14 protein-coding genes are annotated in these 23,124 nt (G+C 75.2%); 6 read left to right on the forward strand and 8 right to left on the reverse strand.

Annotation, left to right across the window (positions count from 1 at the left end; genetic code table 11):
- Positions 1 to 241 precede the first annotated feature (241 nt).
- Positions 242 to 1,015, reverse strand: coding sequence for an aminotransferase class IV (locus ABT122_RS10645; protein ID WP_351548465.1), 774 nt, complete (start codon positions 1,013 to 1,015; stop codon positions 242 to 244).
- Between the two features lie 102 nt (positions 1,016 to 1,117).
- On the opposite strand from ABT122_RS10645, the gene ABT122_RS10650 reads away from it, so the two are divergent.
- Positions 1,118 to 1,741 (forward strand): NADPH-dependent FMN reductase, encoded by a 624-nt coding sequence (locus ABT122_RS10650; protein WP_351548468.1) that lies wholly within the window; start codon positions 1,118 to 1,120, stop codon positions 1,739 to 1,741.
- 137 nt (positions 1,742 to 1,878) lie between these two features.
- Here ABT122_RS10650 and ABT122_RS10655 read toward each other — a convergent pair whose 3' ends face one another.
- From ABT122_RS10655 to ABT122_RS10685, 7 genes are all read right to left on the reverse strand, one after another.
- Positions 1,879 to 2,460 (reverse strand): TIGR03086 family metal-binding protein, encoded by a 582-nt coding sequence (locus tag ABT122_RS10655; protein WP_351548664.1) that lies wholly within the window; start codon positions 2,458 to 2,460, stop codon positions 1,879 to 1,881.
- Positions 2,461 to 2,543: 83 nt separating this feature from the next.
- Positions 2,544 to 3,158: a SanA/YdcF family protein gene (locus ABT122_RS10660; RefSeq protein WP_351548667.1), complete on the reverse strand. Its 615-nt coding sequence runs from the start codon at positions 3,156 to 3,158 to the stop codon at positions 2,544 to 2,546.
- Between the two features lie 96 nt (positions 3,159 to 3,254).
- Entirely contained in the window at positions 3,255 to 5,663 is a 2,409-nt protein-coding gene (locus tag ABT122_RS10665; RefSeq protein ID WP_351548471.1) for a hypothetical protein, read from the reverse strand.
- Positions 5,660 to 9,259 (reverse strand): DUF5682 family protein, encoded by a 3,600-nt coding sequence (locus ABT122_RS10670; protein WP_351548474.1) that lies wholly within the window; start codon positions 9,257 to 9,259, stop codon positions 5,660 to 5,662. The genes ABT122_RS10665 and ABT122_RS10670 overlap by 4 nt, the downstream gene beginning before the upstream one ends.
- Positions 9,246 to 10,403, reverse strand: a complete 1,158-nt coding sequence (locus tag ABT122_RS10675; RefSeq protein ID WP_351548477.1) for an AAA family ATPase — start codon at positions 10,401 to 10,403, stop codon at positions 9,246 to 9,248. Before ABT122_RS10675 ends, ABT122_RS10670 begins: the two co-directional genes overlap by 14 nt.
- Positions 10,400 to 15,436 carry a hypothetical protein gene (locus ABT122_RS10680; protein ID WP_351548479.1) on the reverse strand — a complete coding sequence of 1,679 codons (5,037 nt, stop codon included), beginning with the start codon at positions 15,434 to 15,436 and terminating at the stop codon, positions 10,400 to 10,402. The genes ABT122_RS10675 and ABT122_RS10680 overlap by 4 nt, the downstream gene beginning before the upstream one ends.
- Positions 15,433 to 16,308 carry a DUF4132 domain-containing protein gene (locus tag ABT122_RS10685; protein WP_351548482.1) on the reverse strand — a complete coding sequence of 292 codons (876 nt, stop codon included), beginning with the start codon at positions 16,306 to 16,308 and terminating at the stop codon, positions 15,433 to 15,435. The genes ABT122_RS10680 and ABT122_RS10685 overlap by 4 nt, the downstream gene beginning before the upstream one ends.
- A 150-nt stretch (positions 16,309 to 16,458) precedes the next feature.
- Between ABT122_RS10685 and ABT122_RS10690 the strand changes: the two genes are divergently transcribed.
- The 5 genes from ABT122_RS10690 (at position 16,459) to ABT122_RS10710 (ending at position 23,020) form a co-directional block, all read left to right on the forward strand.
- On the forward strand, positions 16,459 to 16,632 hold the full coding sequence (locus tag ABT122_RS10690) for a hypothetical protein (RefSeq protein WP_351548485.1): 174 nt from the start codon (positions 16,459 to 16,461) through the stop codon (positions 16,630 to 16,632).
- Between the two features lie 72 nt (positions 16,633 to 16,704).
- A complete protein-coding gene (locus tag ABT122_RS10695) occupies positions 16,705 to 18,000 on the forward strand; it encodes a deoxyguanosinetriphosphate triphosphohydrolase (protein ID WP_351548487.1) in 1,296 nt (431 codons plus the stop codon).
- A 167-nt stretch (positions 18,001 to 18,167) separates the two neighbouring features.
- A complete protein-coding gene (locus ABT122_RS10700) occupies positions 18,168 to 19,430 on the forward strand; it encodes an NAD(P)/FAD-dependent oxidoreductase (RefSeq protein ID WP_351548489.1) in 1,263 nt (420 codons plus the stop codon).
- Positions 19,431 to 19,485: 55 nt separating this feature from the next.
- Positions 19,486 to 21,423, forward strand: a complete 1,938-nt coding sequence (dnaG, locus tag ABT122_RS10705) for a DNA primase (RefSeq protein ID WP_351548492.1) — start codon at positions 19,486 to 19,488, stop codon at positions 21,421 to 21,423.
- A gap of 499 nt (positions 21,424 to 21,922) precedes the next feature.
- Positions 21,923 to 23,020, forward strand: a complete 1,098-nt coding sequence (locus ABT122_RS10710) for an RNA polymerase sigma factor (RefSeq protein WP_451069177.1) — start codon at positions 21,923 to 21,925, stop codon at positions 23,018 to 23,020.
- The last annotated feature ends 104 nt before the right edge of the window (positions 23,021 to 23,124 follow it).

Raw genomic sequence — 23,124 nt, forward strand, 5'->3', positions numbered from 1 at the left:
GCACTCGGCGTGTCGCGCTGGACGGGGAGTGTTGTCGCAGGTCAGAGCGGGTGATGACCAATCAGATGGCAGGCGTGCTGAATGAGTGACGGGTTCACCCGTTCACCCTCGGGCCGGCTGTCCCGCGCCATTCGCCTCCGGGCCGTTCGCCTCCGCGCCATTCGCCTCCGGGCCGTTCACCCCCGCGCCGTTCGCCTCCGCGCCGTTCACCCCCCGGCCGGCCCCCTCGTCCCGGGCCCGGTCAGACGCGGTCCCACTCCACGGCGTCGTACGCCGAGGTCACCGACGCCATGAGCGCCCGGTCGACGGCGTACTCCACCGTCCGTTCCGCCGTGTCGATCCGGGAGACGGGGGCGAACCCCCGGGAATTGGTGAGGAAGGCCGCGGAGTATCCGGGCAGATCGCCGAGGGTGACCCGGCGCCGGGCCGAGGGCAGCCGGGGCTCCAGCAGCGACCGGGTCATCCCCATCAGACAGGGAGCCTCGGGCCAGACCGCCGTGGTGCCGTCCCAGAAGGCGATGTTGGTGACCGCGCCCTCGGTCACCGTCCCGTCCGGCGCGGTGAGCAGGGCCTCGTCGTATCCCGCGCGCGATACGACGGCCAGGGCGTGGTTCTGCCCGAAGGAGCCCAGGTGCTTGATGTGCGGATGGTCGCGGACGTACGGCACGGAGAGCAGCCGCTTCGGGGCCGGCTCCATGGTGCGCGGCTCGCGCACGGTGACCATGAGGGTGGGCCGCTCATCGCCCTCGGGCCAGTACACATACACCCGTACGGACCCGTCCGACACGCCCGCCGCGCTCAGGCCCCGCCGGATCTCCTCCCGTACCCGCTCCCCGTCGAGTCCGCTTCCGTACAGCTCCCGTGTCGAGCCGTCCAGCCGCTGGAGATGGAGTCCGAGCCCACGCACCCGGCCGTCCCTGACCTGCATCGCGGTGAAGTGCCCATAGGTGTTGAGGGCGGGCATGGCGAGGGTCCCGGCCGTGGCGGTGACACCGTTGACGGCTATATAGGTCATGCCACCACGGTAGGAGGGGCGCCGGCGCGGCGGGAGTATCACCGATCGGGTGACCTTCCGGCGCTTGACCTCAATTTAGGTTGAGGTACGAGTCTTCTCGTCATGGACCTCACCACGCGGGAGAACCCGCCGACCACCCCTGTCCCCTCCACCCCCCTGAAGCTGGTCGTCATCCTGGCCAGCAACCGCGAAGGCCGGTTCGGTCCGGTCATCGGCGAGTGGTTCCTGGAACACGCCCGGGCACACCCGGAGTTCGCCGTCGAGGTCGTCGATCTGGGGCGGGAGGAGCTGCCCACCGGGATGACCAGCGATCTGGCCCCCGCCGTCGCCGCCTCGCTCGGCCGGATCTCGCCCCGGCTCGCCGCCGCCGACGCGTTCGTCGTCATCACCCCCGAGTACAACCACTCCTTCCCCGCCTCCATCAAGGCGCTCATCGACTGGCACTTCAGCGAGTGGCGCGTGAAGCCGGTCGGGTTCGTCTCCTACGGCGGGATGTCGGGCGGTCTGCGGGCGGTCGAGCAGTTGCGGCAGGTCTTCGCCGAGATGCACTCGGTGACCATCCGCGACACCGTCTCCTTCCACAATCCGCGCGGCCACTTCGACGAGGAGGGCCGGCACCGGGACCCGGAGGCCCCCGGCGCCGCCGCGAAGGCGATGCTGGAGCAGCTCGCGTGGTGGGGGCAGAGCCTGCGGGACGCGAAGGCGGTGCGGAAGTACGGGAGCTGAGGGGCGCGCTCCGGGCGGGCGGGGCCGGCTTGTCGGCCGGCGGGAGGCGGGGGTGCGGGGCGTCGGCTGAGGCGGTGGCGGGGCGGGGCCTCGGCTGGGGGCGGTGGCGGGGCGGTCGCGCCGGGCCCGCGCTTCCGTCAGGCGCGCCGGCCCAGCAGGGCGAGCAGCCTGGCCTGGTGACTGTCGCCCGGCGGGGGCTCGATGGGCGGGGCGAAGAGCCCCGACTCCGACAGGGCCGAGGCGTACGGCGTGACCTCCTCCAGCGCGAACGAGACCAAGGCGTCCGGCAGCCGCTCGGACGCCCCGATCGCCCGCGACAGATCCCAGCTGTGCACCACCGCGTCAGTGATCATCTGGGCGCAGTAGGCGACGGCCGGGGTGTCGCCGTACGAGAGCGACACCGTGCGCGCCGGCGCGCCCGGCGCCGCGAACGCCTTCCGGGACGCGCGGGCGGCGGCGTCCCAGGCCGCGCGCGGGTGCGGCCCGAGCACGTCGCCGTCGTGGGCGTCGCCCACATCCGCCACCGTCGACCCCTCCGTGACCAGGTCCGGAACCCACAGTTGCTCGGCGGTCAGATGGTTGACCAGATCCCTGACGGACCACTCGGTACAGGGCGTCGCGTCGTCCCACTGGTCGTCCCGCACCCGGTGCACCCGGTCCCCGAAGAGCGCGAGGGCCTCGGAGTGCCGGCTGAGCAGGGTCGCCACATCCGTGTCCATGTTTCCCATGGAGCCACTGTCGCGCGCGGGCCGGGACAGCGCGAGCCACCGCCCGCGTGTCCGCGCGGCCGTGTCGTCCGGTCTCACCCGCCCGCTGCCGCGAGCGCCTCCGCCACACCCTTCTCCTCGTCCCCCAGGAACCGGGGATCGGGCTTCAGCGCCACATCCAGCGCCGCCTTGCCCGCGGCGAACATCTCCCGGACGCCGCCGTAGTACCAGGTCGAGTCGTGCGGCTCGTCGACCCCGACCCCGTACGACTCGATCCCCGCCGAGCGGCAGAGCGCCACCGCCCGCCGGATGTGGAAGCCCTGGGTCACCAGGACCGCCCGGTCCACACCGAAGATCTTCTTCGCCCGGACACAGGAGTCCCAGGTGTCGAACCCGGCGTAGTCGCTCACGACCCGGTCGTCGGGCACCCCGCGCTCGGTCAGATACGTCCGCATGGCGTCGGGCTCGTCGTACTCCTCCCGGCTGTTGTCGCCGGTGACCAGCACCACCCTGACCTTGCCCGCGCGGTACAGCTCGGCCGCCGTGTCCAGCCGGTGCGCCAGATAAGGGGTGGGCCTGCCGTCCCACAGCCCGGCGCCGAAGACCACGGCCACGTCCTGCGCGGGCACCTCGGCGACGGTGCGCACATGGCTGTCGGCGACGGCGTGCATCCAGGTCGCGGGGGTCAGCGCCAGCACACAGCCGAGCATGGCCGCCTGCACCAGCCGCCGCTTGCCCCGCTGGGTGCGGGGCAGCCGCGGCCGGCCGGGTCCGGGCAGTTTCCATCTGGGGGGGTTCACACCGGCTCAGACGGTGTTCGGGGGGATTCGGTTCTCGCCGTGTCTCTCCGCGTGTCTCTCCGAGGGGCTGTCTCCGGCTGTTTCCGGGACCGCTTCCGGGGTTCGCTCCGGTTCCCCGGCCCCGCCCGCCGACCAGGCCGCGGGCAGCAGGGCGCGGGTCGCCGCCGAGACATAGAGGGAGGCGGCGAGCCACGCCGTGGCGAAGGCGTCCGGGTCCGCGGGGAGCAGCCGGCCGAGGCCGTCGTGGCGGCGGTCGGCCGCCCGCTCGGCCAGGGCCCGCGCGCACTCCGCCCCGGTCGCCAGCCCCGCCGCGCCGAGTCTGCGCGGAAGTTCCCCGTCGGCCGATGCGGCGGTGACGGCCCGGCCGCCCGCGACCGCCCGGTCCACCGCCCGCCGCAGCAGATCCAGCTCCATGGGCAGCGCCGGGGGCGGTGGCGACGGTGCGGTGGGTGTCGCCGGTGCCGGTGGCGGCGCCGGTATCAGGGAGCGGTTCAGCCGCCGCAGTCCGAGATCGGCGCGGACCTGCTCGCCGTCGTGTCCGGTCCACGCCGCCGCCAGCGCCCGCACCGCGCCCGGGCGGTCGGCCGCCAGGCGCGCGATCAGCCGCAGCCGGAGACCCGGTCGGGAGGCGAGCAGCCGCAGATTCTCCGCGTACGCCAGCTCCGCGCGCTCGTCCGGGGCGAGCAGCCGCAGCACCGGGCCGCCGTCGGCCCGGAAGCCTTCGGCGGTGACCGTCCCGGTGAGGAAGAGCAGATCGCCGCCCGCGCGGCGGACCCCGGCGGGCTCCGCCGACCAGTCGAGCGCGGCGGTCAGCTGATCGGCCGGGGGCCGCCGCCACAGGGCGTCGAGCGGCGGCTCGTGCCAGGCGGCGCCGGCCGCCCGGACCGAACGGACCCCGGCGCCGGCGCCGATCCGCCCGTCCGGGGAGACCGTCGGGTCGGTGAGGATCACCGCGCCGCCGTCCCCCCACTCGCGCAGCGGGAGCGCGCAGCCGCCCGGCAGCGGGGACCCGGACGCCCGCACCGCGCGCGCCGGGGGGCCGGGCATGATGTCCGAGACCGTGTGGAGGGTGCCGTCCGGGGCGCAGCCGTAGGCGGTCGCGCCCGCGTAGCCGGAGGCGGTGACCACCGGTTCGGTGAAGAGGCCGAACAGCCGGAGGGGCTTGGCCGGCTGGTAGGAGCGGCGCGGCGGGGCCGCGGCGTCGTCCGGCCGGTCCAGGAGGTCGAGCAGCCCGGTCAGCTCGGCGGTCAGCTCGGAGAGCCGGAACGCGGGGTCGTTGCCCTGGGCCTCGGTCAGCCGCCGGGCGATGCGGACCGCGGCGGCGGCGGGCAGCGGGAATCCGGCGAGCCGGGCGGAGTGCGCGGCGTGCAGCACCTCGGCCCGCTGCACGGCCCCGCCCCCGCCGACCCCTCTGACGAGCACCCCGACGAGAGCCCGCCGCACCACCCCGAGAACGGGGTGAGCCGCCCCCGCCTGCCCAGGGCCCCGGGCTTGGTCCATGGCTGGACGGGCTGATGTGCCCTGGGTGCGGGTGCGGGTGCGGGTGCGGGTGCGGGTGCCTGTGGCCCGGGGTCCGTCCTCAATCGCCGGACGGGCTTGGTCGCGCGCGGGTTCGCCCGCCTGGCCTTCTTGGTGTGTGGGGAGTGGGGGCTCGGCCACCTGGCCCTCTTGGTGTGTGAGGAGTGGGGGTTCGCCCATCCAGCCCCTCCGGCGTTTGAGGAGCGGGGGTTCGGGGGCTGGCCCCCGACCTGGGCCCGCCTGGGTGCGGGCACCCGTGCCTCGGGGTCCGTCCTCAATCGCCGGACGGGCTGGTGTGTCCTGGGTGAGGGCGCCTGGGGCCTCGGGGCTGTCCCCGATCGCCCGGCGGGCTGGTGTGTCCTGGGTGAGGGCGCCTGGGGCCTCGGGGCTGTCCCCGATCGCCCGGCAGGCTGGTGTGTTCGGGGTCTGGGTGCCTGGGGCCTCGGGGCTGTCCCCGATCGCCCGGCGGGCTGATGTGCCCTGGGTGAGGGCGCCCGTGGCCCCGGGGGCGTCCCCGGCCGCCGGGTCGGCGGGAGAGTCCGGGGTGCGGGGGGACCGCGTCAAGGGGGCCCGGTCGAGCGGGAGGATCTCGGAGGGCTCGGCCACCGGGCACGCGGCGAGGATCGCCGCGCGGTGCAGGCAGGCCGGCGCCAGCAGACACCCGCACACCGCGTCCCCCTCCGCGACCACCACCCCCCCGCTCACCCTCAACATCACCCAGCTCTCCTCGTCCACCCTCACCCGCACCCCGCCCGGCACCCCCTCCACCGGACGGCCCGCCATCTTCGCCACCGCCGCGTCCACCCGCTTGCGCAGCCTCGCGGGGAGCAGATCCAGAGCCCCGGCCGCCACATCGGCGGCCACCGGGGGCAGCCCCGGGGCAGAGTCGTCGGTCACCGGTGCGTACCTCCTACGCGCTCGCCGACCCAGCGGGCCAGCTCCAGGGGACTGAGTGCGGCGACCGGCATCCCGGCCGCCACCAGCCGGCTCGCCACACCCGTCGAGTACCGGGGCCGGCCCCGGTCGTCGAGCGAGGCACAGCCGAGGACATGGACGCCCGCGTCCACCAGCGCCCGCACCTCCGCGAGCAGCGGCCCGACCGGGCCGCCCTCCTCGAAGTCGCTGATCAGCACGACCATCGTCCGGGACGGGACGGTCACCAGATCCCGCGCGTGCCGCAGCCCGTGCGCGATCCTGGTCCCGCCGCCCACCCGGACCTCCAGCAGCAGACTCAGCGGGTCCTCCACCCGGTCCGTGAGGTCGAGCACCTCGGTGGAGAAGGCCACGAAATGCGTGCTGAGCGCCGGGACCCCGGCGAGCACGGACGCGGTGAGCGCGGCCCAGACCGTGGACGCCTCCATCGACCCGGAGACGTCCACCACCAGCACCACCCGCCAGTCGGTCGACCGGCGGGCCCGGGTCCGGAAGACGGGCCGCTCCGGGAGAACGGTCACCTCGCCCGATCCGGCGTCGCGCCTGACCGTCGTCAGATTCGCCCGCAGGGTGCGCGGGAGATCCAGCGGGCCGCCCGGACGCCGGGTGGGCCGGGGGTGCGCGAGACCGGTGAGCGCGGGGCGCAGCCGGTTCGCGAGCGCCGCCGTCAGCTCCTGGACCAGCCGGGCCACCAGCGGCCGGAGCTGGGCGAGCTGCTGCTCGGGCAGGCCGCCCGCGGAGGCGAGCACCGTCCGCAGCAGCTCCACGGAGGGGCGGACGGCCGCCGGGTCCAGTTCGAGCGCCGCGTCGAGCCGGCCGGAGTCGGCGGCCGCGGCCAGTACCTCCTCCCGTACACCCGGGCCGAAGAGCGCGGCCAGCTCCTCCGACCAGGACCGGACATCCGGGTACGAGGGCTCGCCGCCGCCCCCCGGCCCGCTGCCGTACTCGCCCCGGGAGCCCTCGCCCCGGCCGCTCCCGTACAGCTCGTCCAGGGCGGTGGCGACCCGCCGCCCCTGTGCCGTCGGCTGCTGACCGCGCCCGAGCAGCAGCCGCCAGCGCGCGCCCGCCGTGAGCGAGTGATCCGCGCCGCCGGAAGGCCGGGCCGGGGCGGCGGTCGCGGTCGTGGTCGCGGCCGTGCTCCGGGCCGGAGCGCTCCGGGGAAGCAGCCCCCGCGCGGCCAGCGCCTCCCGCCCCGCGAGATCCGCCAGCGCCAGCAGCGCCCGCGCCGCCGGGTCCGCCACCGGGCCCGTCAGGGTGCCCGCCGCCTCGCCCGTGCGGTCCTCCACCACCGACAGCAGCCGCGAACGGGCCGCCGGGGAGAGCACGTCGAACCCCTCCCGGAGCGCGGGCAGCCGCTCCAGGAACGCACGGTCCGCGAAGGACTCCACCCGCTCCAGCAGCGGGTCCAGCGCCCTGCCGGTCTCCAGCAGCGGGCCGGCGGCGAGCAGCGACCCGCGCAGAAAACCGGACAGTCCGGCGCGCAGCTCGGCGGAGCCCGCCGCGTCCGCGCGGGAGGCCAGCCGGATGCCGAAATCGGCCGGGTCCCGCTGCCCCAACAGCACCCGCGCCGCACCCGCGGCGCCCCGGATGAGGGGCGTGGCGCCGGACTCCAGCCGGGTGAGCGCGTCGGCGAGCCGCAGCCCGCCGCCCGTCTCCGCGGCCTGCCCGGCGAGGGTGACCAGGGCCGCCGCGTCGGCCTCGGCGGTCGAACCGGCGAGCCCGTCGAGCGCCCGGACCCCGGCGGCGGCCAGTTCCTCCAGCGCCGCTTCGACCGCGGGGCGCTCCCATGCGGCGCCCACACCCGGGACATGCCCCGACCGGACCCGGTCCAGCAGCTCCATCGCGCGCAGCAGCTCGGGCAGGGTGCCCGTCGCCGGGAGCAGCTCCGCGACCTCGGCGAGCCGCTCCGCCGCGAGCGGGAGCAGCGCGCAGGAAGCCGCTTCGCCGAGCCCGTCGAGGACCTCGGCGGCGGTCGGGCCGCCCTGCCGGCGCTCGTCGGCCCGGCGCTGCCGCAGCAGGCCCTCGGCGGCCTGCTCCAGCGTCACCCCGTACATCCCGGCGACATCGAGCATCGCGGCCGTCGAAGGCGACCAGGCGACGGTCCAGCGGGTGGTCAGCGCGGCGGCCTCGCCGACCCCGGCGACCTCGCCCGGCTCGCCGTACGGAATCCGGCAGACCGCCAGCCGCCGCAGGGTGATCTCCCGGCGCCGGTCGAGGCCGGAACGGAGGATGTCGAGCCGCAGCTCACGGCGGTCGGGCGCGTCGGGCCCCGGCAGCCGCACCTCGGCGAGCAGGGCCTCCACACAGGGCCCGAGCCCCGAGCGGGGGGTGCCCGGCGCGGGCCTGCCCCGCCGCGAGCCGACGAGGACCCGCTCCATCGCCGAGGCCACCACCCGCCCCCGCCCGAGCAACTGCCCCTGGGTGAGCACGGTCCGCGCCGCCTCGGCCAGCTCTCCGCGCCCGGCGGCGGGCAGCCCCCGCAGCGTCGCCAGGTCCCGGGCGACCCGCACCACTTCCCGCGCGTCGGCGGGCCCACTGGGGTGCCCCGCCTCCCGCACCGCCGCACAGATCCGCACCGCGGTGCCGATCAGCAGCTCGTCGAGCAGCCGCGGATCTCCGGCGGCCCGGAACACCCCGTGCTGCCACTCGGGGTCCCTGATCCCGGCCGGGTACCCGGACCGCTCGTCCAGCAGCGCGTACGAGTAGGGCACCAGGGAGGTCACCACCTCCATCGGCTCCCCGGCGTCCTCGACGAGATCCCGGCCGCCCGCCCGTGGGCCCTCCGGCCCCGGCGACCGCCCGCCGCCGGGCCCCGCCCGCTCGGGCCGCCCCTCGCCGCCGGAGGCCCCCGCCGCCCGGAGCGAGGTGTCCGGGCCGGGCGGGCCGTCCGCGCGCGGCCCCGGCACCAGCGCCGGGGCGTGGAACGCCCCGATGACCGCCGCGGCCCTGCGCCCCCGGTGCTCCGCGAGCCTGCGCCGCATGTTCTCCTCACGGCGCAGGTCGTACGCGGAGACCGGGCCGGCGTCGCCGCGCAGCGCCCAGCCCACCAGCAGCGCGGCGCGGCGCAGGGACTCGGGGTCCCCGCCGGGTGCGCTCGCCTCGACCAGCCGGTCCCAGAGATCGTCACCGGGGCGGCCCCCGGCACGGGCCCGCAGGGCGGCACCGAGCGCACCGGCCTCCGGGGCCGGCTCCCGGTCGCGCTCGGCGCCCGGGACCCGGGCGCCGAGCGGCAGATCGAAGGGAAGGACCTCCACCCCCGCCTCCCGCGCCCAGCGGATCGCCGCCAGCTCCGGCGAGAACTCCGCGAACGGCAGGAACACCAGCTCCCGTCCGCTGCCCGCCAGCGCGACCGGCGCCACCGTCGCCGGGTCGCCCAAGTGGCCGAGCCAGGGCGCGAACTCCTCCGGCAGCTCGATGAGGAGCACCTCGGGCGCCGCCCCGTCGAGCAGCGCCGGAACGGCCGCCGCCAGCGCGGGGGAGTGGTGCCGCACCCCGATCAGATACGGCTCCCGGCAGTCGGCGAGCCGCTCCATGGCCGCCTCCGGCTCAGGCCAGCTCATCGCGCAGCTCCCACAGCGTCCGCCACAGCGGTGCCCCGCTCTCGGCCCGGCGGCGGACCGGGCCGTCCCAGTAGCCGAGGAGCCGGGCGTGGTCGGACGGGTCGTCCTTGCGGACCGTGCCCAGCAGATGGCCCGGCAGGGTGCGCACCACATCCCGGCCGTCGCCCAGATAGGCGGCGCCGAGCCCCATGGAGGTGGCCACCTGCACCGCCTCCGCCGTCGACATCACCGTCGAGGGACGCTCGATCTCCCAGCCTTCCGCGCTGCGCCCCGAGCGCAGATCCCGGAACGCCGTCACCAGCGCCTGCAACACCGTGTCGTCCACGGTGAACGCCGCGCCCGACCGCTCCAGCGCCGCTGTCGCCTGCCCCCGCACCAGCTCCGTCTCGGCGTCCAGATCCGGGATCGGGCCGACCTCCTCGAAATTGAAACGGCGTTTGAGCGCGGCCGACATCTCGGAGACGCCCTTGTCCCGGAGGTTCGCCGTGGCGATCAGGGTGAACCCCGGCACCGCGTGCACCGTCTCGTCGGCGTCCCCGGCGCCGGCCAGCTCGGGCACCGACATCCGGCGCTCGGAGAGCAGCGACACCAGCGCGTCCTGCACCTCCGGCAGACAGCGGGTGACCTCCTCGATCCGGGCGACCGCGCCCCGGACCATCGCGGCCAGCACCGGCGACGGCACCAGCGCCTCCCGGCTCGGGCCCTTGGCGAGGAGCATCGCGTAGTTCCAGCCGTAGCGGAGCTGGTCCTCGGTGGTGCCCGCGGTGCCCTGGACGGTCAGGGTGCTGCTTCCGCACACCGCGGCCGACAGCAGCTCCGACAGCATCGACTTCGCCGTGCCCGGCTCGCCGGTCAGCAGCAGCCCCCGCTCGCCCGCCAGGGTCACCACACACCGCTCGACGAGCGCCCGGTCGCCCACGAACTTCCGCGGGACGACCAGCCGCCGCCCGTCCGGCGCGATCAGCGGCTCCCCGTCGGAGCCACAGACGAACACCACCACCGAACGCGGGGTCATCCGCCACCCCGGCGGCCTCGGACCCTCGTCACAGGCGGCCAGGAACTCCAGCTCCCGCCGGTACCGGTCCTCCGGAAGCTCGACCTGCCGCGCGCCCCGCGCCACGCCCTCCGCCACCTTCCCGCTCATCGCGAACCCCTCCTGGCCTTCCGGGCGTTGCGCCCCTCGAACTCCTCGAACCCCGGCGCGTCGCCGTCCACCACCCGCTGCCAGGCGGCCCGGAACAGCTCCCCCACGGGGCGGCCGGGCACCGTGAAGCCGTACTCCTCCTGGGGCAGCAGCGCCGTCTTCCAGCTCTCCAGCGGCAGCGCCGGAGACCTGGCCTCCAGCCAGCCCCCGGGCAGGAAGAGCGAACGCCCGGCCCGCGCCCGCTTGGCCACCACCACGAGATCCGTGGCCGCCAGCTCCGCGCGCGCCTTCTTCAGCCGGGCCGGCTTCCACCCGGTCCACTCCGCCTGGCCGCGGTCCGCCGGGTCCGGCAGCGCCAGCAGCATCAGATAGAGCGTGGCCGCGTCCTCGGAGAGGCCGAGCCGCTCCGCCGCCGCCGGCACCAGCTCCGGGGCGCTGTGCGCCGGGTGCTGGGCCGCCCCGGCCGGCCCGTCGGCCGACACCAGCGCCATGAACTCCTCGCTGAGCAGGGTCCGCAGCGAATCCAGCGCGCCCCCTTCCCCGGCCACCGCGAGCAGCAGCTTCAGCGCCGGGTGATCCGGACCGGCCTCGGGTCCCGTGACCACGGCGGCGGATCTGACCCACACCGAGTCGTGCGCCGAGCTGTAGCTCATCGGGGCGAGCACCAGCGCGTCCGACACCTCCGTCAGACCGTCCTTGGCGCCCTTGCGGCGCGGGCTCAGCCCATGGGCCTCCCGGATACGGGTCGAGACCGGCTTGCCGTCCTCCCCCCAGTCCACGCCGAGGTCGAGCAGCAGCCCCGGATCGGTGAGCCGCTCCCGCACCATCCGCAGCGTCACCGGCAGCACCGCCCGCAGCGGATCGCCGAACGGCAGCCGGTACGCCAGCCAGCGCAGCGCGCACTCGTACGACCCCAGGGCGCCGCCGGTGAGCAGCTTCCGGGCGTCGGCCGGCTCCAGGTCGCCGTCCTTGTCGAGCCGCTGCTCGGTGCGGCCGGTCAGCTCGGGCCGCGCCTCCGGGTTGAGCGCCGCTTCCAGCCCGGGATCGGAGGAGAACTCGGCCACCATCCGGACGGTCAGCCAGGAGGGCACGGCCCGCAGCCTGCCCCGCTCGGCCAGCCAGGCACCGGTGAGCGGCTCCAGGTCGAAGCCCTCCGCCCACAGGCGGTCCACGCCGTCGCCGTCCGCCGGGAGCAGCAGCCCCGTGTACCGCTGCCGTTCGGCGGTGGTCAGCGCGCTCGCCGCCGTGCGGCCGGCCTTGGCATCGGCGCTCTTGAGCCCCAGCGGCGCCAGGAACCCGGCGGGCAGCAGCCCGTCCCTGCCGTAGTCGTCGACACCGGGCAGTCCGAGCTGGACCAGCGCGGCGGTCACCGGGCCGATGCCCACCCGCTCCGCGAACTCCTGGGCCCGCTCCGGCCGGTACGGCAGCGGACCGCGCCGCGTCACCCCGTCCAGCAGTCGGCGCACCGCCTCCTCGCGCGGCGGGTCCGCCGGGGTGCCCAGCACCCGGGACCCGACCTCGGTGAGGCCGTCCCAGCCGCCGAAGGCCCCGCCGGGGTCGTACTCGACGCACTCCCAGACCGCGTGCCCCGGCTCGGTCCGCTTCACGGCCGTCACCAGCAGCCGCCGCGCCCCCGTGTGCCGGACGGTGCCGATGAACGAGCCGGCCGCCTCGGAGGTCTCACCCCTCAGTCTGACGAGCCGCAGCCGTCCGCGCGGGTCCAGCAGGACCGCGTCCCCGCCGGCCCGTACCTCCAGGGCCGCGCCGAGGAACTCCAGCAGCGCCTTGCTCTCCTTCTCCGGGGTCGCCGGGGAAGCGGCCTTGACCGCCGCGGCCGCCAGCCCCCAGCCGGGCAGCCCCAGCCACTCCACCGCGGCGGAGCCGGTGGTCTCCCGGCTCTCGCCCGCGCCCGGGGCCAGCATCCGCTCCAGCCACCGGAGCTGGTTCATGACCGAGACGGTGTCCTGCTCCCGGGAGTTCCAGTAGGAGGAGCTGTGGGAGTCGGTGAGCGGGTTGAGCGCCTGCCGCAGCGGCCCGTCGTGGGCGAACCGCACCACCGGCAGACCATCGGTCTCCTCCTTCTCGGCGGCCCTCCTGGCCAGGACCGCGATGCGCCCGGCGTGCCGCGCGGCCTCCCCGACCAGCCCGGCGACACCGGCCACCAGCGCGGTGTGGGTGATCTCCGGCAGCAGCTTCCGCACGGCGTCCGCCGGTTCGGCGCCCTCCGCGACGGCCGCCAGCAGCGCCGCCGCGTCCGCCTCGGTCACGGTGCGCAGGGCGGCCGAACCCCGCTCGTCGCGCGGGCGCAGCGCGTGCCAGTGCCCCAGCGGCGGCACCAGCGGGGTGCCCCCCGCGTACACCGGTGCACTGCCCGCCTCCTCGACGGTGGCCAGCAGGGTGCCGTCCGCGTCGTGCAGATCGACCTTCCCGCTGTGCCCCCGGGTCTCCCGGGGGTGCAGTACCGCGCCGGCGGGCAGCTTCAGCGGCGGCACCGGAATCCCGTCCGACATCTGCCCGGGGCGGGCGCCGGCGGGGAGCGGCACCGCCGGGCTGCGGCTGCCGTCCACGGAGCAGGCGGTGAGGGTCCGCGCCCGCGGATCGAACCGGACCCACCAGCCGACCAGGCCGTCCCTGCTCCCCAGCGGCGAGGACTCCAGCCCCGGCCGGGCGGGCAGCAGCCGGCAGAAGCGCTGGAGCAGGGTGCCCCGGCGCTCCGCGAGCGCCGTGTCGAAGAACGCGGGAACGGTCACCCGGCCCCGGCGCGCCGACTCCGGGTCGTAGTCCCACCACTCGCCCTCGTGCAGCACCCACACGGAGACACCGTCCGAGGCGATCTGCCGTGCCTCACCCGCGAACGAGGTGTCCCCGGGGTGCACCGGCCGCCCGCCGAAGGTGCGGCTGCCGTCCGCCAGCTCCAGCGAGGCCGTGCGGCACGAGAGCCAGGTGTCCGGGAGCGTGCCGTCCGGCGTGAAGACCTCGGCGGCCCGGCCCGACCAGCGGCCCCGCCGCTCGTCGCCGTACCCGTTGACCGTGAGCCACTGGCCGCCGATCCAGCGGACCAGCGGAGTGTCCCAGTGGTGCGCCTTGGGCGCCGGCAGCGAGAGCGTCTGCCGGTCGAGGATGCCCGATGGCCCCACCGCGACGGCCCGCAGACCGAGCCGCACCACCAGCGCCGGCCAGGCGTCCGCCAGGGCGTGGCTCTCGTCGTCGGCGCCGCGGCGGCCCCGGGCCGGGGTGCCCGCTGTGCCCGCCGTGCCCAGCTCGCCGAGCGCCTCCTCCAGCGCGGGCCAGCCCAACTCGTCGAGCACACCGGTGCGCAGGGTGTGCGCGAGGGCTCCGGCGGGGGAGAAGGCGGTGATCCTGGCCGCCGCCTCCGGCGCGGTGCCCAGCGCCGACGAGACCGGGGCCAGCCGCCCCAGCAGCCCGTCCAGCAGCGGCAGCCCGAGCGGGCGGTCCAGGTCGTCGGCGCGGTCGCCGATCCAGTCGCGCAGCACCGTGCGCAGCGCGGGATGGGCGACGACCTGCTTCAGCCGGCCCTCGCCCCCGTCGGCCGACAGCCGCTCCACCCCGCCGCGCAGCAGCCCGGCGAACCGGGCATCGGCGACCAGCGCCACCAGATCCCGGCGCCCCTCGCCCTCGTCGGCGAACCAGGGCGACAGCTCCAGATTCCCCGTGCCGTCCGATGGGGGGTTCACGGGGATGCCCAGGGCGAGACAGAGATCCAGCAGGTCGAGGTCGACACTGGTGCGCCAGCCCCCGCGCAGCAGATTCAGCGGGGCGCCGTCCGCGATCAGCCGCTCCGCGAGCCGCTCCACCAGGGCCAGCTCGGCGGGGACGCGCTTCAGATCGCGCCAGCCGCGGTGACGGTAGCGGCTCCAGGCCGAGAGCCACTTGGCTGCCGGGACCGTGCCGTCGAGGAGGAGGGCGACCGCCCCGCACCGCTCCAGCAGCTCCAGCCAGGCCGCGTCGAACTCCTCGGTGCTCTCACCGCCGGCCTCCGGCCAGAGCGCCAGCAGCCGCTCCCGCACGGACTGATCACCTGAGGCGACGGTGATCAGCGCGGGCAGCGCCGACTTCCAGAAGCCGCCCGACGCCCGGCTCATCGCCCCCGTGTGGATGATCTCGCCGAGCAGCGCGGCCTCCTCGGCGGCGGCGTCGAGACCGGCGCTCCGCGCGAGGCGCCGCAGATCCTCCAGCATCCCCGCGTACGGGGTGAGTCCCGCGGTGCACCGCTGTGCGGAGAGCGCCCGGAACTCCGTGTACGCGTCCTGGGGCGTCAGCCGCTCGGCGAGGCCCTTCGCGTACTCCCGCAGCGCCTTGCCGCTGAGCGCGCCCGCCCCCGCGAACTCCAGGAAGACCTCGCGCAGCCGTGCCTCGTCCACCGGCAGGGCGTGCCGCTGCTCCGCCGCGCGCGCCTTCCCGAAGAACACCGACGCCTGCTGCCGCGCCTCCACCCCGAGGAAGAGCCGCCCCACCTGCTCGTAGTAGGTGGGCAGAAAGTGCGGTACGGAGCGGTCCAGCCGGGTGCCGATCTCGTCGAAGCCCTCCTTCGCCAGGCCCGGCTTGGTGGCCACCTGGCGCGCCAGGCGCTCCATCTCCTTGACCACGGCCAGCGCGTGATGCCCCTGGGCCGGGTCGTGGACCAGGGCCCAGGCGGGGAAGCCGAGCGACTGGGGCCGCACCCGGCCCACGGCCGCCGCGCCGGCGCCCTCGAAGCCGAGGTACTCCAGTGCCAGGTCCTCCGCCGGGGCGATGGCCGCGGGCACCAGCCGGACCACGGTGCGCCCGTCGAGCGCCGGATGGCCGTAGGCCCGCGCCGTCAGCGCCTCGCCCGGCCCCTCACCCGGTCCCGCGCCCGGCTCCCCGCTTCCGCTTCCGTCCCTGGTCCCGCCCCCGCCGAGCGGCAGTACCCCTCCCGCGTCCAGCAGTCCGTCCATCGATTCCCCCGCGGTGTTCTCGGTGCCGTCAGTGCTTCTCGTGCCCGTGCCCGTGCCTGTGCTCTGGGTGCTGTGCGCGCCCGGTGTGCCGCTCACCGGAGCGCCTCGTCCTCGTCGACGACCACCCGGCCGGCGTGGACCAGCGCCGCCATCCGCTCGCCCTCCGACCAGGCGACCGGCCCCACCTCGGCCAGCGGCAGCCGCCGGCCCTCCCGGTCCCGCCACTCCAGGGCCCCGGTGCGCGCCTCCGCGTCCGGATAGTCGGCACCCAGCCAGTACGCCGCCTCCAGCGAGCGGCCCTCCTCCACCAGCGGGCAGAGCACCTGACCGCCGCGCACCCGGTACCCGAGCGCGACCGCCCGCGCCGTGGCGTGCCGCAACTGATCGAACTTCGCCTTGGCGTAGGCGTGCCACTCCTGGCCGGCCGTCTCGTCGGGCCGCCGCCACACCTCACGGAACAACTGCTCCACGCCCTGCCGGACCCCCAGCTCCACCGCGAACTCCCGCAGCTCCTCCAGGTCCTCCAGCAGCACCGGGTGGGGTATCAGCACGCTCTCGCAGTCGAGCCGCACCGAATCGCCGTCCAGATCGACGATCCCCAGGCCCTTCACCGGGTCCGCGTCCCGCAGAAGGCCCGCGCGCTCCATGTCCGCCGCGCCGTCCGCCCCCACCGGGGCGACCACCAGATCACGCAGCGCCGACTGCCAGGCCGTGTCCGGCCACACCCGCGCCAGCAGGGCCACCGGCACCGGCAGTGACCGCACCAGCCAGATGTCCACCTGCTCCCGGCACTCCCGATCGTGCCGTTCCAGCCACTCCGCGAGCTGCCGCAGCCGCACCACCGCGGCATCCTCCCGCAGCTTCGGCGGAACCTGCTTCAGCAGGCGGCCCGCCGCATTCCGGCAGAGCACCCCCGTGCCGTCCAACGCCACGGTGTAGCCACCGCTGTCTGTCTCGATCCAGCCCATGGCAAGACCGCCTCCCCGACGTACCGGTTTCGATGTCGATGACAGTAGGTGACCGGTCTGACAGTGGTCCTCCGGGCCGCCGAACCTGTGGAAAACCCCCGTCACCGGACGGCAACAGCCCCGCAACCCCGGCCCGGCAGGATCGCCCCCATGACGGAGCCGGCGCATCCCCGTGAGTCCCCGCCCCTCGACACCACGGCTCAGCTGCTGCTGCGGATCACCGCCGAGCTGGGCACCCGGCTCGGCACCGTCCGGCTCGACGGCACTCCCCGGCCGGGCGGCGAGCACCCCGGCCCGCCGTCCGCGCCTCCCGGCAGCCCCTGAGAGCGCCCCGGCCCGCCGCCCGCGCGATCACCGGTGGCGGCGGCTGTCACCGGGGCCGGTTACCTTCGGAGCATGGCAGGCACCACTGGCACCACTCAGGACCCGTACGACGACAGGGCCACCGCACGCTGGGCCCCCGAGCCCGACAAACGTCCGGGACGGACCGCGTTCCAGCGCGACCGCGCCCGGGTGCTCCACTCCTCGGCGCTGCGCAGGCTCGCCGGAAAGACGCAGGTCGTCACCCCCGGCACCCGCAATCAGGCCTGGGACGCCAGCCCGCGCACCCGCCTCACCCACTCCCTGGAGTGCGCCCAGGTCGGCCGGGAGCTGGGCGCCGCGCTCGGCTGCGACCCCGACCTCGTCGAGGCCGCCTGTCTCTCCCACGACATGGGCCACCCTCCGTTCGGACACAACGGCGAGACCGCGCTCAACGACTTCGCCAAGGACTGCGGCGGCTTCGAGGGCAACGCCCAGTCCCTGCGGCTGCTGACCCGGATCGAGCCCAAGCGCTTCACCCGCGCCGCGAACGGCGAGGTGATCAGCGTCGGCCTCAACCTCACCCGCGCCGCGCTGGACGCCGCCACCAAGTACCCCTGGGCCCGAGGCGGCCACCCCACCGACCCCACCTCGGTGAAGTTCGGGGTGTACGAGGACGACCTGCCCGTCTTCGAGTGGATTCGCGAGGGCGCCCCCGGCCACCGCAAGTGCTTCGAGGCCCAGGTCATGGACTGGTCCGACGATGTCGCCTACTCGGTCCACGACTTCGAGGACGGGCTGCACGCCGGCCACATCGACCCGGATCTGCTGCTCGCCGAGGACGAGCGGGCGGAGATATGGCGGGTCGCCATCGGCAGATACGTCCCGGCGGACACCGACCCCGAGGAGCTGTCGGAGGCGCTCGACCGCCTCGTCGGCCAGGAGTGGTGGCCCCACCACTACGACGGCTCCGCCCTGGCGCAGGCCCGGCTCAAGGACGCCGCCAGCCAGCTCATCGGCCGGTTCTGCCTCGCCGCCGAGGGCGCCACCCGCCACGCCTACGGCACCGGCCCCCTCACCCGGTACGCCGCCGAGCTGGTCGTCCCCCGCGCGGCGCGGAACGAGTGCGCGGTGCTCAAGGCCGTCGCCGACCGCTATGTGATGCAGCGCGACGAGCAGGCCGTCCTCCGGGCCGACCAGCGCATCGTGCTGACCGAGCTGGCGGAGGCGGTCACGGCCCGCGCGCCCGACACACTCGATCCGCAATTCCGTGCCCTCTTCGACGCCGCGAGCGACGACCGGGCGCGCGGTCGGGTGATTGTGGATCAGCTCGCCTCCCTCACCGACGCCTCGGCCCGCACCCTGCACGCCCAGCTCACGGCCCGCCTCTAGGCCGCATGGCCCGCCCGGGGAGGGACCCGGGACAGGACACGCCAGGACCACTCCCTCTTCCGCCGCCCCGCTCCGTGCGGGACGCTCCCTGTCAGGCAGCGCAGAAGCCGGGAAGAGCCGGGAACAGCCGGGAACAGCCGGGAACAGCCGGAAAAAGGAGGCACCAAGTGGTCGATGGACATCGGACATTCGTCATCGTCGGCGGCGGTCTCGCCGGAGCCAAGGCCGCCGAGACCCTCCGCGCCGAGGGGTTCACCGGGCGCGTGATCCTCGTCGGTGACGAACGGGACCACCCCTATGAACGGCCGCCCCTGTCCAAGGGCTACCTCCAGGGCAAGGAGGAGCGCGAGAGCGTCTTCGTCCACGAGCCCGGCTGGTACGCGCAGGCCGATGTGGAACTGCATCTCGGCCAGACCGTCGTCGCCGTCGACCGCGCCGGGAAATCGGTGGAGCTGGGCGACGGCACCGTCCTCCACTACGACAAGCTGCTGCTCGCCACCGGAGCGGAACCGCGCCGGCTGGACATCCCGGGCACCGACCTCGCCGGGGTCCACCATCTGCGGCGCCTCGCCCACGCCGACCGGCTCCGCCAGGTCCTCGCCGCCCTCGGCCGGGACAACGGGCGGCTGGTCATCGCGGGCGCCGGCTGGATCGGCCTGGAGGTCGCCGCCGCCGCCCGGGGCTACGGCGCCGAGGTGACCGTCGTCGAGTCCGAGGCCACGCCGCTGCACCAGGTCATCGGCCCCGAGCTGGGCCAGGTCTTCACCGAGCTGCACCAGGACCACGGGGTCCGCTTCCACTTCGGCGCCCGGCTCACCGAGATCACCGGCCAGGACGGCATGGTCCTGGCGGTCCGCACCGACGACGGCGAGGAGCACCCCGCCCACCATGTCCTCGCCGCGATCGGCGCCGCCCCCCGCACCGCGCTCGCCGAGGCGGCCGGTCTCGCCATCGCCGACCGCTCGGCCGGCGGAGGCATCGCCGTCGACGCCGCCCTGCGCACCTCCGACCCCGACATCTGCGCCGCCGGCGACGTGGCCGCGGCCGACCACCCGCTGATCGGCTCCCGGCTCCGCGTCGAGCACTGGGCCAACGCCCTCAACGGCGGCCCGGCCGCCGCGCGCGCCATGCTCGGCCAGGAGGTCTCCTACGACCGCGTCCCGTACTTCTTCTCCGACCAGTACGACCTCGGCCTGGAGTACTCCGGCTGGGCCCCGGCCGGCTCGTACGACCAGGTGGTGCTCCGCGGCGACGCCGGAAAGCGCGAGTTCATCGCGTTCTGGCTGAAGGAGAACCGGGTGCTCGCCGGGATGAATGTGAATGTGTGGGACGTCACTGCCCCGATCCAGACACTGATCCGCTCGGGTGCCGCGGTGGACCCGGAGGCCCTCGGCAACCCCTCCGTACCCCTGGAGTCGCTGAGCGCGTGACGGGAGTTGTCCACAGCCGACGGGAGAGGCCCCGGTCCACCCGTAGAATTCAGATGTGGCAGGCAGGATCAACGATGACGACGTCAAGGCGGTTCGGGACGCGGTCCCGATCGACGCCGTCGTGTCCGACTACCTCCAGCTGCGCAACGCGGGCGGCGGCAATCTGAAGGGGCTCTGCCCCTTCCACGACGAGAAGTCCCCCTCCTTCCAGGTCAGCCCGAGCAAGGGTCTCTTCCACTGCTTCGGCTGCCAGGAAGGCGGCGACACGATCGCCTTCGTGATGAAGATCGACCATCTCACCTTCTCCGAGACGGTCGAGCGGCTGGCCGCCACCGCCGGCATCACCCTGCGGTACGAGGAGGGCGGGTACAACCCCAGCCACCAGCGGGGGGAGCGCATCCGCCTGGTGGAGGCCCACAAGGTCGCCGCCCAGTTCTACATCGAGCAGCTGGAGACCAGCCCCGAGGCCGAGACCGGCCGCGCCTTCCTCGCCGACCGGGGCTTCGACCACGCCGCCGCCCAGCACTTCAGCGTCGGCTACAGCCCCCAGGGCTGGGACCACCTCACCCGCTTCCTGCGCGGAAAGGGCTTCAGCGACAAGGAGCTGACCCTCTCCGGCCTCTCCCAGGAGGGCCGCCGGGGCCCCATCGACCGCTTCCGCGGCCGGCTGATGTGGCCCATTCGCGACATTTCCGGCGATGTTGTCGGCTTCGGTGCCCGCAAGCTCTACGAGAGCGACAACGGGCCCAAGTATCTGAACACCCCCGAAACGGGCATCTACAAGAAGTCCCAGGTGCTCTACGGCATCGACCTGGCCAAGAAGGAGATCGCCAAGTCCCGCCGCGCCGTCGTCGTCGAGGGGTACACCGATGTGATGGCCTGCCATCTGGCCGGGGTCACCACCGCCATCGCCACCTGTGGCACGGCCTTCGGCGGAGACCACATCAAGATCCTCCGGCGGCTGCTGATGGACGATGCCACCGCCGAGGTGATCTTCACCTTCGACGGGGACGCCGCCGGCCAGAAGGCCGCGCTCCGGGCCTTCGAGGACGATCAGAAGTTCGCCGCCGAGACCTCCATCGCGATCACCCCCGGCGGGATGGACCCCTGCGACCTGCGGCTCGCCGAGGGCGACGGCGCGGTGCGGAAGCTCGTCGACACCCGCACCCCGCTCTTCGAGTTCGCCATCCGCCAGGTCGTGACACGCCACAACCTGGAGACCCCCGCCGGCCGGGCCGCCGCGCTGGACGAGGCCGCGCCCATCGTCGCCGGCATCAAGAACTTCGCCATCCAGCACGAATCCGCCGTACAGCTCGCGGGGATCGTCGGCATCCTCGACACCCAGTTCGTCGTCAAACGGGTCGCCCAGCTCGCCCGCTGGGCCCGGGACCGGGGCGGGCGCGGCCCGGCCTCCTCCCGTACCGGCGCCCCCTCCCGCAACGGCGCCCCCGGGCGGGGCGGCGCTGACCGGCAGCAGCCCACGGCCGTCCCCGGCGGCTCCGGCCCCGCCCTCAATCTCCGCAGCCCCGCCCACCGCACCGAGCGCGAGCTGCTCAAGCTCGCCCTCCAGCGCCCCGAGCTGGTCTCCCCGGCCTTCGACGCCTACGGGGCCGACGAGTTCACCGCCCCTCCGTACGCGGATGTCCGTCAGACCATCGCCGAGGCGGGCGGGGCCGAGCAGGGCCGGGCGGACAGCCCCGGCTATCTCGCCCGGGTCCGCGAGGCCGCCGCCAACGACACCGTGCGCGCCATGGTCACCGAGATGGCCGTCGAGGCCATCCACGCGAAGATCGTCGACGAGACCTACGCGGGCGAGCAGCTCGTCCAGGTCCGGCTGCGCGCGGTCGACCGGCGGATCGCCGAGATCCAGGGCACCCTCTCCCGCCTCGGCCAGCACGCGGACCCCGAGCAGCACACCGCCGTACAGAACGAACTGTGGGTCCTCCAGCAGTACGCCCGCTCCCTGCGGAACCACGGCGCCGCGGCGCTCTAGGTCGTCTCTTTCGGATCGTGCCGGGGCTCGCGAGCCCTGGCACCGCGCCTCGCCGACCGGCCCGCCCCGACCGGGCCCGGCACCCGCCGACCGGCCCGCCCCACCCCCCCCGGAACCGCCGCCCCGATCGCCCCTCGCCCCGGGAGACGCCCACGCGGCCCCGGCCGGGGGAGCCCGCGCGGGGGTCCCGGGAACACCACCCGATCCCGGCTCGGTAACCACCCGGTCACGCAAGGGCCTCAGAAAGTCCCCGCACGCCCCTCGTGGCGGCTGTGTGTCGTACCCCACACTGGGGGCGGTGCCTGAGTCCTCGGAGCGCGGCCGGCCCATCGCAGTGGGCCCACGCACCCCCGTTGGATCGATTCGCTCATCGTGTACGGGACGGACAGCGGCCCGCCCGCCTCCGTCCCGCTGCCGCACGCCCGTGAACCGGCAGCGATCACCCTGGAGGTCGCCCCCCGTGCAGACCCGGACCCTGGCCGACAGCCCGGCCGAGAGCCTGACCGACACACCGCCGGCCCACCGCCGCGCGGGGACGGAGACCCTCGCGGCCGTCCCCGCGCAGAGCCTGCCCGCGCACCACCCCGATTCCCTGCCCCGGCCCGCCGGCCGCGCGGCCGAGGACGCCGTGGAGGTACCCGACGCGCCGGAGCCCCGGCGCGCGGCCCGCGGTGAGAGCGGCGGCCCGTCGTCCGACCTCTTCCGCCAGTATCTGCGGGAGATCGGCCGGATCTCCCTGCTCACCGCCGCCGAGGAGGTGGAACTCGCCCGCCGGGTCGAGGCCGGCCTCTTCGCCGAGGAGAAGCTCAGCAACACCCCCGACATCAACAACTCCCGGCTCGCCGTGGATCTCGACCGGCTCGTCGTCATGGGCCGGATGGCCAAGCGCCGGCTGATCGAGGCCAATCTCCGGCTCGTCGTCTCCGTCGCCAAGCGCTATGTCGGGCGCGGGCTGACCATGCTCGACCTCGTCCAGGAGGGGAACCTCGGCCTCATCCGCGCGGTCGAGAAATTCGACTACGCCCGCGGCTACAAGTTCTCCACCTACGCCACCTGGTGGATTCGCCAGGCCATGTCCCGGGCCCTCGCCGACCAGGCCCGGACCATCCGCGTCCCCGTCCATGTGGTGGAGCTGATCAACCGGGTCGTCCGGGTCCAGCGCCGGATGCTCCAGGAGCGCGGCTGCGAACCGACGCCCCAGGAGGTCGCCGCCCAGCTCGACCTGGCGCCCGAGCGGGTCAGCGAGGTGCTCCGGCTCGCCCAGGAACCCGTCTCGCTGCACGCGCCCGTGGGGGAGGAGGACGATGTCGCCCTCGGCGACCTCATCGAGGACGGCGACGCCGCCTCACCCGTGGAGTCCGCCGCCTTCCTGCTGCTCCGCGAACATCTGGAGGCCGTGCTCTCCACGCTCGGCGAGCGCGAGCGCAAGGTGGTCCAGCTGCGGTACGGACTGGTCGACGGCAGGCCGCGCACCCTGGAGGAGATCGGCCGGATCTTCGGCGTGACACGGGAACGCATCCGCCAGATCGAGTCCAAGACCCTCAACAAACTGCGCGACCACGCCTTCGCCGACCAGCTCCGCGGCTATCTGGACTGACGCCCCGGCAGCGGCGCGGACCCGGCCCACCCCTGTGCCCGTGACCGCCCGCGCCCCGCCCCTCCGCGACCGCCCCTCCGCGCACAAGCCGCGACCGTCCCGGC

The organism is Streptomyces sp. NPDC001985 (assembly GCF_040296845.1).
Classification (GTDB): domain Bacteria; phylum Actinomycetota; class Actinomycetes; order Streptomycetales; family Streptomycetaceae; genus Streptomyces.